Raw genomic sequence first — 17865 nt, forward strand, 5'->3', positions numbered from 1 at the left:
GGCTCTGGCCATCCGGAAATACAAAGGCCGGATCAGCGCGCCATGAAACGGCGATCGACCAGCGCTTCCGGATCGACCTTCTTGATGTCGTAGCCCATGGAGGCCGAGACCCAGCCCCAGGTGTCGGCCAGCAGCTTGGGCTGGAAGGCACCCAGGCCGTCGCGCGCCGAGGCCTCGGTCTTGAGCAGCGGAATCGACGCGCGGAATTCGGCCTCGATCACGTCGACATTGGCTTCGGGCACCATCGCCACCAGCGATTCGGCGGCCTTGCGCGGCTGGGCAATCGAGAACTCGAGCGACTTGGTCAGCGCGCGCAGATAGCGCTTGAGCACGTCGGGGCGGCTGGCAATGGTCTTGTCGTTCGCGATTGCCGACCAGCCGTAGCCCGTCAGGCCGAACTGGCTCCAGGGCAGCACCGACAGCTCCTGCTTGGCCTGGCCCAGCACGTTCTGGAACGCGGGCGCAACGGTTACCCAGTTGATGGTCGCATCGACGCGGCCCTGGGCCAGCATGGGAGCGAGCGTCGCGGGATCGGTCTTGATGATCTTGACCTTGGAGATATCGACGTTGTTGCGCTGCAGCACCACGGGCCACAGCGCGTTCGACGACGAGAACGTGGGCATGCCCACGGTCTTGCCTTCCATGTCCTTGAGGCTCTTGATATTGCTGCTGGCCTTGGTGAACAGTGCATCGGGCTGGGCCGAGTACAGCGACATCACGGCCTTGACCGGAATCTTGCCTTCGGCAGCGGCCATCATCACGGCGGAGATTCCGCCAAAGCCCACGTCGGCCGAGCCCGACGCGACCTTGGTCACCGCATCGGCCGAGCCGCGCCCGGGAACGATCTTGACTTCCAGCCCTTCGGCCTTGAAGAAGCCCTGCTGTACACCGGCGTAGACAAACGACTTGTCGCCACCGGGCAGCCAGTCGAGCTGTACGGTCAGCGCATCGGCCGCATGGGAAGTGGAGGCCATCAAGGCCAGGGCCAGGGCGGAAAGAACAGGGCGAACAGTGATGGACATGGCAAGCGCTCCAGAGAGTGAGAAAAAAGGCGCAACGCGGTTGAAAGGCCGCTGGCGGCGTTACGTTGGATCAAGCAAATTCCAGGCCAGATTTGCATACCGATTTCGTATACAAATTTCAAGGTGCGAAAAAGCCGGCGGCAAACGCTATGCCAGCAGGGCTTCGAGCGCAGGCAGCAAGGCCTGCGTCAACGCGCCGGGACAGGCGAGCTGCGGCACATGGCCGCAGTCGAGGGCAACACTTGCCTGCGGCGGCAGCAGCCGCTGCATGCGCTGCTGCAGGGCCCAGGGCACGGAGCGGTCGTTGCGACAGCCCACGTAAACGCGCGGCACGCGCCCGAAACGCTGGGCAGAAAGTTCGTTGGCCATCGCCCGGCCGCTTTCGGGCTGGGGCGTGAGCAAGGCAGCAGCGGCGCGCGCAGCGTCTGGCGGGCAGTCATGCAAAAAGGTCTCCAGCGCGCCGTCGCGGTCCACTTCGCTGTGCGCGCCGTCTGCGCTCCAGCGCAGATGCGGCGCTATGCCCCTATAGACCCAGTCGGGGTCATCGGCCCTGGCCTGGGCAATCAGGTCGGAATACGCCATGCCGCCGGGCAGCATCATTCCCGCAAGGTAGACCAGAGCCGCGACCTGATCGGGCAGGGCCTGGGCCACCTGCGAAGCGACGATGCCGCCGCCGCTGTGGCCCAGCACCACGGCGGGGCGTTGCAGCGCAGCCAGAACCTCGCACACATGGTCGGTATAGCCCGCCAGCGTCGCGGGCCGTTGGGCGCTTGCAGGCGTATGGCCGTTGCCCGGCAGGTCCACGCAATGCACGCGCCAGCCCGCGGTTTCAAGCAGGGGGCGCCAGGCGTCGAACGCCCAGCTGCCTTGCCACGCGCCATGGATCAGCACGATATCGCGCACGCCGGCGCTGGAAGTCGAGTGGCTCATGGTTTCAGGCCGCGGCGGTGGCATAGGTCCGGCGGTAGCAGGCGCGTTGATGGTCTTCGACCGTGGTCGCGGGATAGCGCGGTGCCTCGCCTTCGGCCAGGCAGGTGGGAATGCAGCGCACTTCGTGCAGCGGATTGCCCGTGAAGAAAAAGGGCACCGAGTAACGGCGCCGGCCCGAACGGTTGATTACGCGGTGCAGGGTGGACACATAGCGGTCATTGGTCCAGCGTGCAAACAGATCGCCGATATTCACCACGAAACTGCCGGCCACGGGCGGCGCGTCTATCCAGCCCTGGTGCTGACGATCCCAGACCTGCAGGCCGCCCAGATCGTCCTGCAGCAGCAGCGTGAGCCCGCCGAAATCGGTGTGGGCGCCGCAGCCTTTTTCACCGGGTGCCGGATTTCCGGGCTGGGTCGGATAGTGCAGCAGGCGCAGCGTGGCTGCGGCGTCGCGCAGATAGGCTTCGAAGAAATCCGCGGGCAGCTGCAGCGACAGCGCCATGCCGCGCACCAGATCGGCGCCCAGCGCATAGACCGCCTGGTAATAGGCCTGGGTGGTGGAAGCGAAGTCTTGCAGCTCGCCGGGCCACTGGTTGGGTCCGGTGTTGAAACGCCCGGCCAGCACGCGCGCATCATCGGCCGGCACTTCGGCGCCTATATAGAAGCTTTCCTTGAGATCGGGCGGCGCGCCGGCTTCGAGCGTCTGGGCGCGCAGCGGCTCGTAGCCGCGGTTGCAGGGCGAGTGGCGCTTGTCGAGCGCGTTCTTGCGCGCTTCGGGCAGGTCGAAGAAGGCGCGGCTGGCAGCAAACACGCCATCTATCAGCGCCGCATCGATGCCATGGCCAGTGATGTAGAAAAAGCCGTGGGTTTCACAGGCCAGGCCCAATTGCGCGGCAACGGCCTGGCGCTGGGCGGCGCTGCCGTGGCGCAAGGCATGGATATCGATCACGGGCAGCTGCAGTTGGGAGGTGGTCATGGCGGGAACATTCAAAAAACGGTTGGCAAGCGCGACAGCCGCCAGTCTAAAAAGGAGTCGGGGGCAGCGGGTAGCAGCGTTTTTGGCGCAGGGTGCTGCCGTTTTTGGCGCGCCGCCTCAATCCGCGAGTTCGGCCATCAGCAGATGCACCAAGGCAGTGACTGCGGGCGGCAGGCTGCGCCCGGCCCGCACGTAAACGCCCAGTTCGCACCACAGTGGTGCCGGAGAATGCAGCGGCACATGCACCAACTGGCCCGACGCCATTTCCTGCTCCAGCCCCCAGCGGCTTTGAAAGGCAATGCCCAGGCCTTGTTGTGCGAGGCGCTTGCCCAGATCAAGCGAGGCGGTTTCCAGCAAAACGGCAGGGCGCTCGGCCAGGCCCGAGAGCAGGGGGGCCAGCAGCGCATGCAACGACAGGCTGGGCAAGGGCAGTATCAAGGGCGACGCCTGCGCGCATTCGGCCAGACTCAGCCTGGGCCGGCCGGCGAGCGGATGCTCGGGGCTGAGCACCGCACCTACGGGATCCCGGCGCAGGCAGCAGGCCTGCAGGTCGTCATCGGCCGCTATCGAGAACCCCAGCCCGATGTCGGCATCGCCGGTGCGCACCGCCTGGGCCGTGGCCGCCGATCCGCCGGTGTGCAATTGCACCGACAGTCCTGGATGACGGCGGTACAGCCGGACCAGCATGCGCGGCAGCAGATCGCTGCACAGGCCTTCGACGGCCATCACATGCAGGGGCCCGCGCTGCAGGCCCTGCAGTTGACCAAGTTCCTGGGAAAGGCGGCGCTCGTCCTGAAAGACGTTCTGCACATGGCGCGCAAAGGCTTCGCCCGCGGCCGTGAGTTCCAGCCCATGCGGCAGGCGCTCGAACAGCGGCATGCCCAGCGTGTCCTCGAGTTGCAGCAACTGGCGGTTGATCGCCGACGAGGCAATGTGCAGATGGCGTGAAGCCTCACGGATAGACCCGCAGCGGCGGATCATGTCGAAGGATTTGAGAACTCGGGCATGGATGTGCATTCCCCATGGCCTGCAGCTTGCGTGCCAGACTTTCTACAATGGCCGCGATGCACAGCAGCAACGACAACAGCAATCCCGTGGTGGTGGTTCTCGCCGCGGGCCAGGGAAAGCGCTTTCGCGCTTCGGGCGCGCAGACCGGCAAGCTGCAAGCCCAGTTGCATGGGCGCAGCGTGCTCGAGCACACGCTGGCGGCCGTCGCGGCCAGCGGGCTGGGCGCGGTGCTCGTTGAAAACAGCCCGCTGTGGCGCAGCGAAGGCATGGGCCATTCGATCGCGCGCGGCGTGGCGTTGTCGTCAGACGCCAGCGGCTGGCTGATATTGCCCGGCGACCTGCCGGCCGTGGCACCGGCCAGCCTGCGCGCCGTCGCCCAGGCATTGCAAGCGCTGGGCGGCGTGGTGCGGCCGCAGATCGATGGCCAGTGGGGCCATCCTGTCGGTTTTTCGGCGGCGTGGGGGGAGCAGCTGCTGCAGCTGACGGGCGACAGCGGCGCACAGAGCGTGGTGCGCTCAGCACAGGCGCAGAATCAGTTGCAGCCAGTGGTACTGCAAGACTGGGGTGCTCTAGCAGACACCGATACGCTGGCCGACCTGGCCCGCGTGGCCGAGCGCTGGGATCAGCGACCGACAGCGCGTTGAATGCCGTTGCCGTTACAGGCTTCCAGCAGCGCTCAGCTGCGTGGCGGCCTCTGCCGCCGGTAGCCTTTGGGCGCGTAGACCGTGGAAAGCGGGGAAAACCGTTGCTGCTCCTTGCGCGAGCGCAGCAGCCCGGCCGCGCCGTGCTTTGCACGCGAACGCTTGCCCGACCGGCCCGTCCAGCGGACCGCACAACCGAGGGCCACCAGCGCACCCAGCATCAGCCAGGGATGGCGCAGCGTCCATTGGATGGAGGCAGTGAAAAATTCCATACGGGGAAGTTAGCACGCTTTCGCCGGTTCAGGCCCTGGCACAGAAACTGGAGCGGACTGGCCATCGGAGTGGAGCAAAACTGTATAGCCAATACTTAACATAATATACATCGTATCTAGTAGATACCACCTCAGAAAGCAGCCTGTCTTGGCTGCCACGACCTCGAGTTCCAAGTTTCGTCCGCTCATCCATTTCAGGAGCGAAATACTCCTGGGCTGCAGCCGTACACACTACGACCATCCCCCTGGCTGGCGGTCGAACTTCCAGGGCCACGGCCAGGTGCCCCCACGTCAACCCGAACCACGCCGTGCGCAGCGTCATGCGCCAGCCGTGTCACATTCCAGCGATGCTCCGGCCTGTGCCGCAACGACCGGGACTTCCAAAGGTTCGAGCCGAATGAACGCTTGTTCCCGTGCACGAATCGCTGTTTGGCGCCCATGGGCCGGGACTTGGCTTGGCGCGAGCTCCGGGCGCTGGCGGAAGTCACGAAGATGGCAAAGCAACGGTAGGCCGCGGCGTGACCGCCACAGGATTGGCTTTGCCAGCGCGCCCTCGCCGATAAGCCCGACCCCGACGCCAGTTTCACGCACGGGCCATCGCACGCTCCGATATTCAAAGAAATACGCCAAATCGAAGGCTTGAGGCGCCGGCGCAAATAAATCTGTAACCAAGCACGGTACAACAAGTGACAGTCTTCAACAAAAAGCCTAGCATCTGTAACACAGGCGTCAAATCCCAACGTTGAACGCGATAGCATTCATCGATTGGCAGCACCTTCCAGTCGTGTGCGCATGTGGTGATCGTGAAGCAGGGAGAAAAAAATGCGTTTTTTCCTGGACAACACTCCGAATGTGGTGTTTGCATTCTGGATCGGCGTTTGCGCGATGACGCTGGCGTTGGTCATGCTTTTGATCATCCTTGCGATGCGCTGGTTCACCAAGCACCGAGAGCGCCGGCACTTGCGCGGACTGCAGCAATGGCGAAACCTCTTTGAAAGAGCATCGACAGGGGAAAACATCGCCCTGCCCGCGGTCCCGGCGCGCGATGCACCGGCCTTCATCGAAGCGTGGAACGATATCCACGAAGCGGCGCCCGAGAGAAATGCGCAGCTGCGCAATATCGGCGAACGCGTAGGTCTCTCCGCAGTGGCCCGTCGCATGCTGCACGGCAACTATCACGATTGCGGGATGGCCATCATCGCTCTGGGCCATCAGGGAGATATGCGCGACTTCGAGACGCTGGTCCCCTATCTCTCGGATCCCGGCCCCATCCTGTCACTTTGTGCCGCCCGGGCGCTGACACAGATCGACTCTGCCAGAGCGTTGGAACTGTTTGTTCCGGCGATTGCCGAACACGAGAACTGGCCAGATGGGACAGTGGCGCGCATTCTCAAAGGGAACGACGCCGACAACACGGCCGCCGTCCTGTCCAGTGCGGTTTTGCGCGCCAACGACAATACCGCCGCCAGGCTGGTGCGCTTCCTGGCCGATACGGACACGCAACGCGCGGCGCTTGTCATCCGCCAGTTGCTGGATTCCAAGATGGACGATCACGTACTCTCCACCTGCCTGCAGATGGTCACCGATCGCGCCGATGTCGATCACGTGCGAAGTTTTCTCGCCCATCCCCGCTGGCATGTGCGCATGCATGCGGCCACCGCGCTGGCTCGCCTGGGAGACAACAGCGACGAGGCACGGCTGGTTCCGTTGCTTTCGGACAGGCAGTGGTGGGTGCGCTACCGAGCGGCCCAAGCCCTCAGTTCCTTGTGCGCAGGAAATGAGGAACGCATTCAACGCATCGGCGCCAGACAGCATGATGTGTTCGCACGAGAAATCATCCAGCATGTGCTGTCGGAGCTACCGCAAAGGAGGATGGCATGAACGAATTCTTCAACGCCCTTGCGGCCGGGTGGCATCAAATTGCGGCTGAACTGGGGCAAATGCCCTGGGTGAGCTGGATGACGTCACTGCAGTGGTTTTTCCTCTTCTACTTTGTCGTGCTGAACCTGGCCTACCTGCTGCTCAGCGTGATTTCCGGGTTCAGCATCGTGCGCCACATGCGCGAGCACAGGGCGCGCTACCTGCCCGCTGCATTGCGCGCCTACCAACCGCCCGTCAGCATCATTCTGCCGGCGTACAACGAAGCGCAATCGATCGCCTCCAGCGTGCGTTCCTTGATGGCCATGGACTATCCTGAGTACGAGATTGTGATCATCAACGACGGTTCCACCGACAAGACCCTGGAAACGGTGATCAACGCCTTTGGCATGCTGCCGTTTCCCGAGGCCTATCGCCGCCGCCTCAAGACGGAGGACGTCAGAGGCTTTTATTTCTCGCCGACGATGCCCCGCCTGCGCCTGGTGGACAAAGCCAATGGCGGCAAAGCCGATGCCTTGAATGCAGGGCTCAACTGCGCTCGCTTCCCGCTTTACTGCACGATAGACGCCGACTGCGTTCTTCAAACCGACAGCCTGTCGCGCGTGGTGCGGCCTTTTCTTCAGGACGCACGCACCGTGGCCTGTGGCGGCGTGGTGCGCGTACTCAACGGCTGCTCGGTCAAGAACGGCCTGCTGGACAAGGTGGGTTTGCCCAAGGGATTCCTGGCTGGATTTCAACTGATCGAGTACCTGCGGGCATTCCTGTTCGGACGCATGGGTTGGTCGCCCTTCAATGCCTTGCTGATCATCTCCGGCGCCTTCGGCGTCTTCTACAAGGAGCGGGTGATATCGATCGGTGGTTACCGCCGCGACACCATGGGCGAAGACATGGATCTGGTGGTCCGCCTGCACCGTGCCATGCGTGAGGAGAAGCGGCCATACCGCATCACCTTCGTTCCCGATCCGATTTGCTGGACGGAAGTGCCCGAAGACCTGGAGTCGCTGCGAAACCAGCGCATTCGCTGGCAACGCGGACTGGCCGAGAGCCTGTGGCCCAATCTGGGCCTGATGTTCAGCCGACGCAGCGGCGTTCTTGGCTGGCTCAGCTTCCCTTTCATGCTGTTGTTCGAATTCATCGGACCGCTGATTGAACTGCTGGGTTATGTCGTCATGACCGTGCTCTTGATCCTGGGCCTGGTGTCGGGGCAGATCTTCCTGATCTTCCTGATCGCCGCGATCGGCATCGGCGTCCTGCTCTCCATCAATGCCCTGCTCTTGGAGGAGCTTTCGTACCGCATGTACCCCAAGCTAAGCCAGCAACTCAAACTGCTCGCATGGGCCGTGCTGGAGAACTTTGGCTACCGCCAGTTGACTGCGGTCTGGCGTGTCACCGGACTGATGCGCTGGGCGTTCAGCGCGCGGCGGCATGTTCGGCGCTGGGGAAAAATACGTCGCGACGGGTCCTGGCAAGTGCCTGATGCGGTGGAGTCAAGAACACCCCCCCAGGCCACCGCCTCGGACACCTCCGTTCCTTAAGCCATCGAAAGTACACCATGCATCTTCGATTTCATACCGATGTCGCTACCGTGCTGGCTTTCTTGTCCATGGCGCTGCTCCCCGCAGCGTCCAGCGCACAGCCATTGGCAGCGCCTGGCCTGACGGAACAGATGGCCCAGGCGCGGCAGCTTGCGGTCAGTGGACAACGCGAAGCCGCGCTGGCTCTGTACGATCGCTTGCTGACAGAAAGCCCCGGCAACGGCGACTTGCTGCTGGCGCGTGGCCGCACGCTGGCCTGGATGGGCCGCTGGGAGGCTTCGGAGCAGGACCTCAGGGCAGTGACGGCCGCCCACCCCAGCTATGGCGATGCATGGTCGGCGCTGGGAGACATGTATTTCTGGAGCGATCGCCCGGCGCAGGCGGCGCAAGCCTACGCAGAGTGGGCCAGGCTCGATCCTGCGGACGCCCCACCCTTTGTGGCGCTGGGCCGCGCGCTGCGTGACGCGGGTGATTACAGCGGTGCTGCCGACGCATTTGGCCGGGCCGAGGCAAACGGCCTGGCGCGCGTGGAGGTGGAAGGACTGATGGTCTCGCTCAGACCGCCCGCAGCCAATCGCGCCGATACGGCCCCACCGGGATTTCGCTGGATCGCCAGTGGAACTTATGAGCACACCGGCTTCGAAGGCAGTCGAAGGCCCTGGAACGATTACTCGATATCGCTGCGCCGGAAGTTCACGAAAGGCTCACTGGCAGTGGAGTTGCTGCGTGCGAATCGATTCGGCGGTCACGACAGCGCCGTGGCGCTCGATGGCTATGTAGACCTTTGGTCGCGTGCCTACGCCAACGTCCGCTACCAGCGCGCATCGGGCGACAGACTGTATCCGCACTACGCCTCCCGGGCAGAACTATTCCAGGGTGTGGGCAGTGGATGGGAGCTGTCGGGCAGCTATGACCGGCTGAAATTCAGCGACGATGTGAACATCTATGGGCTGGGTGTGGGCAAATACTTTGGCAATTACTACGCCCGCGTACGCGCCACCCATGTGCCGAGCAGCGACGGCACCCGGAGCAATGGCTATCGCGCCATTCTGCGCAACTATTACCGTGGCGATGCCGACAGCTATGTCGAATTCCGCGTGGGTCATGGCCGTGGCAACGATTTTCTTCCGGGCCAAGGCCTGAGCCAGGTCCGCAATGGCTTGGTGGGGGTGTCCTGGGTATTTTTCCCCGAGCGCACGTGGGGCTTCAAGCTCACGGGCGACTATGGGCATGACAGCTCCGCACCAAGCCAGTTCTCGGTTTCGATGTCCGTCTATCGTCGGTGGTGATGAAGTGCCGACCGGGAAAGCCGCCACTGATGCCGCCGTGCCTCTGGGTTGGCGTGGCGCGGCCAGGCGTTTTCTTTGGGTGCTGCCTGCATGGCTGGCCGCGAGCGGTGTCGTTCGCGTAGCTGAACTGGTCGCCAGCGGACCGCTGGATCCGCACCTGGCCACGGTGGCCGCAGGGTTTGATGTCGCGGATTTTCTGCGCTGGCTGCCGCTGCTGTTTTTCAGTGCCTGGCTTTTTCTGCGCCAGCCGAAACCATGGCCGCTGGCGCTGGCATGGAGCGCCTTGCTTCTCGCGCAGATGGGCCTGTCGCTTTATTTCCTCATTGCCCGAACCCCGCTTGGGAGCGATCTGTTCAGCTACTCCCTGAATGAAATCACCACCACCGTACGTGGGGCCAATGTAGCGATCGGTGCGGCGCCGCTGCTGGTGGGACTGCTGGCTCTGGCCGTACTGTGGTCCGGACTGATGCTTGCCTGGCGCCTGCCGCTGCCGCGCAGCGCCCTGCCCCTGGGGGTGCTGGTGGCGCTATCGCTTGCCGCCTGGCTGCTGCCGCTGCATGGCGCCTGGTCGCAGGGTCTGGACCTGGACCGCCGCATGAGGGCGCAGGACAAGGCAGGATTCTTTCTGGAAAGCTTGGCGCAAAAATGGCGGCCTGCGCCGGCACCGGACGCCATTGCGGGCGCCGACGATGCAGCCGACGTTGCGCCCCAGGCAGCAGCGCCGGCCCACCCGGACTACCCCTTCATGCGTGCAGAGCGCACGCAGGATGTGCTGGGCGGCTATTTTTCTCCCGCGCGCCGGCCGCCTAGCTTGGTGGTCATTGTGGTGGAAGGACTGGGCAGAGATTTCTCTGGGCCCGATGCCCGTCTTGGCAGCTTCACTCCCGGCCTCGATGAGCTGGCCAGCCGCAGCCTGTATTTCGAGCATTTCATTGCCCCGCAGGGGCGCACCTTCGGTGTTCTGCCCTCGCTTTTCGGCTCTCTGCCCTTCGGAGAAAAGGGCTTTGCCGATCTGGGCGACAGGATGCCCGAGCACGCCGATCTTTTCAGCGTGCTGCTGGCCAACGGCTATGACGCACGGTTCTACAGCGGCACCAACCTGGATTTCGACAGCGAACGCGCGTATTTGACGCGCCAAGGTGTGACGAAGCTGCGTGACCTGCCGTGGCATCTGCGCCGGCATAGCTTGCCCGCGGGCAGCAACAGCTGGGGGTTCGCAGACGCAGATCTGGTGCGGCTGGCGCTGGCCGATGAGGCCAAGGAAAGCGACGCGCCGGCCATCGTCGCGCTGCAAACCATCAGCATGCACACGGATTACCATTTTCCAGGCCAGGAACGCTATCGCGCGCGCGTATTGGAGCGTTTGCAGGAGCTCGGTATCCAGCCAGCGCATAGGCAGTTCTATGTCGACAACATCGATATTTTTTCCGCCGTGCTCTACACCGACGACGCTGTGCGCAGTTTCATCGACGGAATGCAGGCATTGCCAGGACATGCGGACACGGTCTACATCGTGACAGGAGATCACCGTCTGCCCGAACTGCCGCTGGTGGACGCCCTGGAACGTCACCATGTGCCGCTGCTGGTCTATTCGCCGCTGCTCAAGAGCCCGGCACGCATCGCGGCGGTATCGTCGCAATTGGATCTCACGCCGTCGCTGCTGGCATGGCTGTCCCATGCCTACGGACTGCGCACCCCGGTGCAGACCGCCTGGCTGGGCAAGGGACTGGATATGTTCGCAGCCTACCGGAACCTGCACGACATTCCCATCAAGCCGGTGAAGACCGAATCGCCAGGGATGCTGTCAGGTGACTGGTTTCTGCTGCGCGGGCAGCTCTACAGCGTGTCGGCGCAGCTGGCGGCGGAAGCGGTCGCCAATGCACCGCAGCAGGCACGCCTGCAAAGCAAGCTGGCGGCTTTCAACGCTGCCAGCCAACGCATGTTGGCGAGCGGTCGGCTGCTGCCGCCCGAAGCTGTCACGGAATTCGCAGCCTGGGATGCCGGGGCACGGCAGGCGCCAACCGCCGCTTCCGCGAACACCGATGCTACGGTGCAGTTGCAGGTGCGCAATGTCAGCCTGCAAGGCCAGTATGTACACGTCACGTTCTTGAATGCGGGCAGCCGCTCCAGCACGGCTTTCGTTCCGTTGCTGGTCGTCACCGATGCGGCTGGACAGGAACTGCAAGAAGTCAATGGCGCGCCGTTGCGGTTGACCGGGGGCGAATCGCGCACCGTGCAGTTGCGGCTGCCCGAAACCGTTCTTCGGTCCGAGCGCTATTTGGCCGTCATTCCTGCCGATCCCAATTCGGGAAAGCGTGTCGGCGCCGGCTTCTTTCACATCTCTCTGGAGCCAAGATGAAAGCCCATCTGCTTGCTGTACTGCTTTTGCTGGGCATGCCCTGGTCGATCACGCGCGCGGCTGAAGGGCCACCGGATCGCGCGCTCTGGATCTGGGAAGCCGAGTCCTATGCGATGGTGGAAAAACCTGAGGTCGCAGCAGATGCCATTGCCTTCATGAAAAAGAATGGCGTGAATACGCTGTATCTATATGCCGACGCGTATAAATCCCGCAATCTGATTGCCGATAATCCCGCGCTCTATCGCAGCTTCATCGAGAGTGCGCATGAGAAGGGAATGCACGTCTATGCGCTGCTGGGGTCCGCCTATCTGCATACCGAAACCTATATCCTCCCGGAGCGGCGAGCAGACGCCCAGGCGATGTTCCAGCGCGTACTGACATACAACCAGGCAGCGCCGCCCGCGGCGCGATTCGACGGCATCAACATGGATATAGAGCCGCATCTGTTGAATGCCTGGAACGACGACACACGCGTGGAGCTGATGCGCCAATTTCTGGAGATGAGCGCCGCATTGATGCGCCTGAAGACGCTGGCCGGTGCCGATCTGTCGGTCGGTCCGGCCATCCCGTTCTGGCTGGACGGCATGCAACTTGATTGGCGAGGACAGAAAAGGCCCGTCAGCGAGCACGTCATCGATCTATACGATTATGTGGCGCTGATGGATTACCGCGACAAGGCCGAGGGCCGTGACGGCATTCTCTCCCATGCGGCGAGCGAGATCGCCTATGCAAACAAGGTGGGCAAACGCGTGGTCATCGGACTGGAAACGACAAAGAACGACATTGACAAGGTCACATTCTATGAAGAGGGACCGCGGGTGATGGAACGCGAGATTTCCAAGGTCAGCGCCGCATTGGCCAAGGAACCGTCCTTTGCCGGCTACGCGCTGCATCACTACCGAGAATGGCGCGCTTGGTTGCAACGCAAATGGCCGTGATCGAACCGCCGGCCACGAAGGTAATGGTCAGCGCGATCTCCACAGAGATCATGAACCAGTTCGGGTCTGCACCTGCGCCGCTGGGCTTGTGGCTGTTCTTGCGGGTGAACCAGGGGTTGGGACTCCCGATTTATCCGTAAATTTGAGCAAGCAAGTGCTATAGTTCTATTGGCGTTAAAAATTGAAACATGTGTGTGCTGGGGTTGCATTTCTGCAACCGTGTGCCTACCCATCCACGACTGGCCCACTCAATGTCACACCTCGGATCTGCCTCCCGCCGGCGAGTTGTCTTCCAGCTCGCCAAGTGCATTGCAGTGGTCTCGCTGCCCGCCTTGCCGGCGGTTGCCTCGTCTGCCGATGCCATTCCAGACCGCACGCTGCGCTCGCTGGCAGCGGCCTGCGAGAAGCTGACAGGTATCGCCAACGCCAATGAGGCACTCACGCGGCAATACGTCACCGTACTGATCAAGAACCTCGACAAGACCCAGTGGGATGCACTCTTGGGTCTGGCCGGAAAGTCCACCGCCGAAATGCGCGCCGCTTCGCTGCGCCCGCCGTTGCGCGATGCCGTCGAGTTCGCGCTCCAGCTGTGGGTCAGCGGCATGGTGGGTGCATCGCAGGTGATCGCGTACACCGATGCGCCCATCTGGTCCGCGCTGAGCTTCACCAAGCCCCCCGGTGTCTGCGGCGGCGCTTTTGGTTATTGGGCCGACCGGCCCACCTGATTTCGCCCCGCAAATCACCAATCAGGTCAATTGCCTTTACCCAGAGAGAACCGTATCCATGCAAGAGTCTTTGGACCAGGAGTTGACCTCCGACGTCATCGTCGTGGGGGCCGGCGCCGTCGGCAGCATGCTGTCTTGGCAGATGGCACAAAAGGGCGTCAAGGTGCTGCTGATCGATGCCGGTCCGCGCATAGAGCGCGCCACCGCCGTGCAGAACTTCTACGACTCGGCAGATAAAGGCGCCAACTCGCCGTATCCTAGCCAGCCCTACGCTCCCCATCCCATGCATGCGCGCGACCATGTGGTGCAAGCCGGCCCCGATGTCTTCGGTGGCAGCTATCTGCGCGGCGTGGGCGGAACGACCTGGCACTGGACAGGCTTTGCGGCGCGCTTTCGGCCCAACGATTTCCGTACAAAGTCGTTGTTTGGCGTGGGCGTGGACTGGCCTGTGGGCTATGAAGACCTGCAGCAGCACTATCTCTTCATTGAAAAGGAATGGGGAACGGCGGGCTACGCCGAGTTCGATCAGGGGGGGCCGCGCAATGGCGCGCCCTACCCGTTGGCGCCGGTTCCCATGACCTATGCCGACGGACTGATACGCGCTGCGCTCGCGCCGCTGGGCTATACCGTTGCGCCCTTTGCCCATGCGCGCAATTCGGAAGTGTTTGACGGCCGCCCGCCTTGCTGCGGCAGCTCGAGCTGCGCGCCCATCTGCCCCATAGGCGCCAAATACGATGCCAGCGTCCATGTGGCCAAGGCCGAAGCTGCCGGCGTGCGCGTGCTGCCCGAATTGCTGGTCGAGCATATTGAAGTCGGCCAGGACCAGTTTATCACCGGCTTGCGCGTGCGCCGCTCCGATGGGCAGCGCGGCATGGCCCGGGCGCGCATCTACATCATTGCGGCCCATGCGACCGAAACCCCCAGCCTGCTGCTGCGCTCGACCCAGCCTAATGCACCGCGTGGCGTGGCCAATCGCAGCGACGCGGTCGGCCGGTATCTGATGGGCCAGGTGGACCTGGATACGCGCGCGCTGACGCGCGAGCCGCTCTACACCTACCGGGCGCCGACCACTACGGCCGGCATCCTGGAGCTGCGTGACGGCGACGCGCGCCGCACCCACGGCGCCATCGGCACGTCTTTCCTCAATCGTGGCTGGCGTGTCGGCCTGGGGCCGATGCAACGCTCCGCGCGCCTCATCAAGTCGGGGGTGCGCGGCAGCGAGCTGGCGGCGCGGCTGAGCGACGAATGTTCGCGTGAGCTGGCAATCAACAGTTCGGTGGAAACCTTGCCATCGGAAAGCAACCGCGTGCAGATCGACCCGGTACAGCGCGACTCGAGCGGCATGCCGCGCCCGCGCATCAGTTTCACCATCGACGAGTACAGCCTGCGCGGCGTTGAAAAGGCGCGTGCGCGCCACGGCGACATCACCAGGGCGCTGGGCTGCACAGAGATCGAGACCGATGCGCCGTCGATTGCCTCGGCCATCATCGCCGGCACCGCGCGCATGGGCGCCGACGCAGCGACCACGGTGGTCGATCCGTACTGCCGCAGCCACGACCACGCCAACCTGTTTGTCGTCGGCACCGCCAATTTCCCCACCATGCCGATCAACGCGCCCACGATGACTGCGGTCGCCCTGGGTCTGCGCGCCCTGCCCCTGCTGCATGCCGATCTGGCCGCGGGACGCTTCCCGCTGTCCACCCCACCAAGGTAATAACCCCATGCTGCGCCGCAACTGGTTGAAGATCTCCGCTCTCACGTCGCTGGCCGCGACCTTGCCGGCCAAGGCCCGCGATGCACTGCGCAAACCTGAAGAGGGCGTTTCATCGGGTTCGGCAGCCTACCAGCGTGTGGTGCGTACCATTCGCGATACCTTCCCTTCGCCCACGCGTTCGCAGTCCGCAGACAGCCGCCTGTCGCGGCTGATGGCCTACGCAATGGGGGAATACGAGAAGCGCAAGACCCACAGGACGTTTCTGGGGAAGCGCACGGCGCTGGACTACGCCGGCGCGCGCCGGGAACGCATGGGCGAGAAGCTGGGCGACGCGCGCGGCACCATCCGCGAGACCGCGCGCTATCTCGAAGGCCAGTACACCTGGAGCCATCCGAACGTGCACCGGCTGCACGGCTCGGCAACCTCGGTGTCCATCATCGGCCAGCTGTATGGCTCGATCACCGATCCCAACACCGTGTGGGACGACCTTTCGCACAAGGCCGCGGAGGCCGAAGTGCGGGTCTCGGCCATGTGCGCTGCACTGGTAGGCTACGACCCTGAAAAGGCGCTGGGACTGTTCACCTTCGGCGGCACCGGCACCACGCTGTACGGCATCAAGGTGGGCGCCGAGATCGCCCAGCCCGGACTGTTCAACGACGGCATCCGGCAGCCGATGCGGGTGTTCGGCTCCGACCTGGCGCATTACGCCAAGCTCAGCGCCTCGGCCTGGCTGGGACTGGGCAGCCAGGCGGCGGTGTCCGTGCCTACGGGTGACGACAACGCCATGGACATCGCGGCACTTGAAAAGGCGCTGCGCGCCAGCATAGTCAAAGGCGAGCGCATTGCCGCCATCGTGGTGACCATGGGAACGACCGATGCCTTCGGCATCGACGACATACTGGCGGTGCACGCGCTGCGCAAGCGCCTGGTGGACGAATACCGGCTCGACTACACACCGCATCTGCACGCCGACGCCGTGATCGGCTGGGCTTACGCGGTGTTCAACGACTACGATTTCGCGGCCAATGCGCTGGATATTCCGCCCGAAGCCGCGGCCTCGCTCCAGGCGGTGCGCGAACGCATGCGACACCTGCATCTGGCCGACTCGCTGGGCATAGATTTCCACAAGAGCGGCTACACACCCTATGCCTCGAGCCTGTTCATCGCCCGCGACGCGCAGCTGCTCAACACGATACGCCGCGACAAGGTCGCCATGCCCTACCTGTTCCAGTTCGGTGAATACGATCCCGGCATCTACACGCTGGAATGCTCGCGCTCGGGCGGGCCCGTTCTGGCGGCCCTGGCCAATTTGCTGATGCTGGGCAAGGATGGCTACCGCGGACTGCTGAGCCATTGCGTCGAGATGTCGCAGCTTCTGCGTCGCCGCGCGCGCGACCTGCCCTGGCTGACGGTGCTCAACCAGGACAACCATGGCGCCGTGGTCGTGATCCGGGTGTATCCGGACGGCGTCAATGGCGACCAGGCCTATCTCGCGGAAAAGGACGACATCGCGCAACGCGACGCGCTGATCCGGCACAACGACTTCAACAAGGCCGTCTACACCGCCACGCGCGAGGCCGCCGAGGGCGGCGAGAGTCCGGTGTTCGTGCAGACCAGCCGCTACCGCGCCACAGGCTACGGCGAACCCGTGGTCGGCATCAAGTTCTTCACCTTGTCTGCATTCACCGACCCGGCTTGCGTCGAGGCCGCCATCGATGCATTGCAGGCAGCGCGCAGGAAAGTCGCGGCCCCGCAGAAAAAGACCTGAACCTCCCGTCCCCTGTCGCTTACGGAAACTCCCCATGGCCCTCTTCTCCTGCCGCAGATACCTGTTCAGCCTGCGCCGTTTCGCCCTGATTGCCGGCGCGGCAACGCTGTCGCTTGCCGGCTTCAGCGCGCCCGCACAGGCGCGTGCGCCCAGTGCCGCAGTATCGCTGGAGATTCCCGCACACCTGTTTGCGCTGACCCACCCGATAGGCCAGCAGCGGCTCATTGAAAGCAGCTACCGCCAGGCGTATTGGCCGCTAGCGGCATACTTCGAGACGCAGCGCAACCAGGCCTACTGTTCGGTCGCGACCTCGGTGGTGGCACTGAATGCGCTGGGCGTCGCACGTCCGGCCACAGCCATGTATCCCGACTTTCCTTTCTTCACGCAGCAGGATTTCTTTGCGGGCGTGGACCAAGCCATTGCCCAGCCCGAAGTCGTCGCCAAGGAAGGCATGACACTCGAGCAGCTTGGCAAGGTGCTGGCAGCGCATCCGGTGCGCGCGCAGACCATTTTTGCCGACACGCTGGATGCGGGCCAGCTGCGCGAGTTGCTGATGCAGCATCTGCGCGAGCAGGACCGCTTTGTGCTTTTCAACTTCAACCGCCATGTGCTTGGCGAGGTCGGAGGCGGGCATTGGTCGCCGCTGGCGGCCTACCATGCGGCCAGCGACTCGGTGCTGGTGATGGATGTGGCGCGCTACAAGTACCCGCCGGTCTGGGTGCCTTTGACGGAGCTGCTGCGCGGCGCGCAGGATCACGACAGCGTCAGCGGCAAGGCGCGCGGCCTGATCGTGGTGCGGGGGCAGTAGAC

Annotated in this window: 15 protein-coding genes; 10 read left to right on the top strand and 5 right to left on the bottom strand. The window is 63.7% G+C overall.

Going from position 1 to position 17865, the window contains the following annotated elements; genetic code table 11:
- Positions 1-32 precede the first annotated feature (32 nt).
- The 4 genes from ACSVDO_RS10940 to ACSVDO_RS10955 all read right to left on the bottom strand — a co-directional run bounded on the left by ACSVDO_RS10940 (position 33) and on the right by ACSVDO_RS10955 (position 3909).
- Positions 33-1022 (bottom strand): ABC transporter substrate-binding protein, encoded by a 990-nt coding sequence (locus tag ACSVDO_RS10940; protein ID WP_489592078.1) that lies wholly within the window; start codon positions 1020-1022, stop codon positions 33-35.
- 147 nt (positions 1023-1169) lie between these two features.
- Complete coding sequence (locus tag ACSVDO_RS10945) at positions 1170-1952, bottom strand: alpha/beta fold hydrolase (RefSeq protein ID WP_489592079.1); 783 nt, start codon at positions 1950-1952, stop codon at positions 1170-1172.
- Positions 1953-1956: 4 nt separating this feature from the next.
- Complete coding sequence (locus ACSVDO_RS10950) at positions 1957-2928, bottom strand: isopenicillin N synthase family dioxygenase (RefSeq protein WP_489592081.1); 972 nt, start codon at positions 2926-2928, stop codon at positions 1957-1959.
- A 117-nt stretch (positions 2929-3045) separates the two neighbouring features.
- A complete protein-coding gene (locus tag ACSVDO_RS10955; protein WP_489592082.1) occupies positions 3046-3909 on the bottom strand; it encodes a LysR family transcriptional regulator in 864 nt (287 codons plus the stop codon).
- Between the two features lie 83 nt (positions 3910-3992).
- Between ACSVDO_RS10955 and ACSVDO_RS10960 the strand changes: the two genes are divergently transcribed.
- Complete coding sequence (locus ACSVDO_RS10960) at positions 3993-4580, top strand: nucleotidyltransferase family protein (RefSeq protein WP_489592083.1); 588 nt, start codon at positions 3993-3995, stop codon at positions 4578-4580.
- Between the two features lie 32 nt (positions 4581-4612).
- Here the strand turns inward: ACSVDO_RS10960 and ACSVDO_RS10965 are convergent, their stop codons facing one another.
- A complete protein-coding gene (locus ACSVDO_RS10965; RefSeq protein ID WP_489592084.1) occupies positions 4613-4849 on the bottom strand; it encodes a hypothetical protein in 237 nt (78 codons plus the stop codon).
- Between the two features lie 822 nt (positions 4850-5671).
- Between ACSVDO_RS10965 and ACSVDO_RS10970 the strand changes: the two genes are divergently transcribed.
- The 9 genes from ACSVDO_RS10970 to ACSVDO_RS11010 all read left to right on the top strand — a co-directional run bounded on the left by ACSVDO_RS10970 (position 5672) and on the right by ACSVDO_RS11010 (position 17863).
- Positions 5672-6730 (top strand): HEAT repeat domain-containing protein, encoded by a 1059-nt coding sequence (locus ACSVDO_RS10970; RefSeq protein WP_489592085.1) that lies wholly within the window; start codon positions 5672-5674, stop codon positions 6728-6730.
- The gene (locus ACSVDO_RS10975; RefSeq protein WP_489592087.1) at positions 6727-8262 is read left to right on the top strand and encodes a glycosyltransferase family 2 protein; all 1536 of its coding nucleotides are present in this window, start codon (positions 6727-6729) and stop codon (positions 8260-8262) included. The genes ACSVDO_RS10970 and ACSVDO_RS10975 overlap by 4 nt, the downstream gene beginning before the upstream one ends.
- A 17-nt stretch (positions 8263-8279) precedes the next feature.
- Entirely contained in the window at positions 8280-9551 is a 1272-nt protein-coding gene (locus ACSVDO_RS10980) for a YaiO family outer membrane beta-barrel protein (protein ID WP_489592089.1), read from the top strand.
- Between the two features lie 4 nt (positions 9552-9555).
- Positions 9556-11910, top strand: a complete 2355-nt coding sequence (locus ACSVDO_RS10985) for an LTA synthase family protein (protein WP_489592090.1) — start codon at positions 9556-9558, stop codon at positions 11908-11910.
- Complete coding sequence (locus ACSVDO_RS10990) at positions 11907-12848, top strand: glycoside hydrolase family 18 protein (protein ID WP_332534634.1); 942 nt, start codon at positions 11907-11909, stop codon at positions 12846-12848. Before ACSVDO_RS10985 ends, ACSVDO_RS10990 begins: the two co-directional genes overlap by 4 nt.
- Positions 12849-13099: 251 nt before the next feature.
- The gene (locus tag ACSVDO_RS10995) at positions 13100-13573 is read left to right on the top strand and encodes a sugar dehydrogenase complex small subunit (protein ID WP_489592092.1); all 474 of its coding nucleotides are present in this window, start codon (positions 13100-13102) and stop codon (positions 13571-13573) included.
- A 58-nt stretch (positions 13574-13631) separates the two neighbouring features.
- Positions 13632-15287, top strand: coding sequence for a GMC oxidoreductase (locus ACSVDO_RS11000; RefSeq protein WP_489592093.1), 1656 nt, complete (start codon positions 13632-13634; stop codon positions 15285-15287).
- A gap of 7 nt (positions 15288-15294) precedes the next feature.
- Positions 15295-17055 carry a pyridoxal phosphate-dependent decarboxylase family protein gene (locus tag ACSVDO_RS11005; protein ID WP_489592095.1) on the top strand — a complete coding sequence of 587 codons (1761 nt, stop codon included), beginning with the start codon at positions 15295-15297 and terminating at the stop codon, positions 17053-17055.
- Positions 17056-17089: 34 nt separating this feature from the next.
- Positions 17090-17863 carry a phytochelatin synthase family protein gene (locus tag ACSVDO_RS11010; protein WP_489592096.1) on the top strand — a complete coding sequence of 258 codons (774 nt, stop codon included), beginning with the start codon at positions 17090-17092 and terminating at the stop codon, positions 17861-17863.
- Positions 17864-17865: the final 2 nt, after the last annotated feature.

It is taken from the genome of Comamonas sp. DB36 (genome assembly GCF_057914905.1).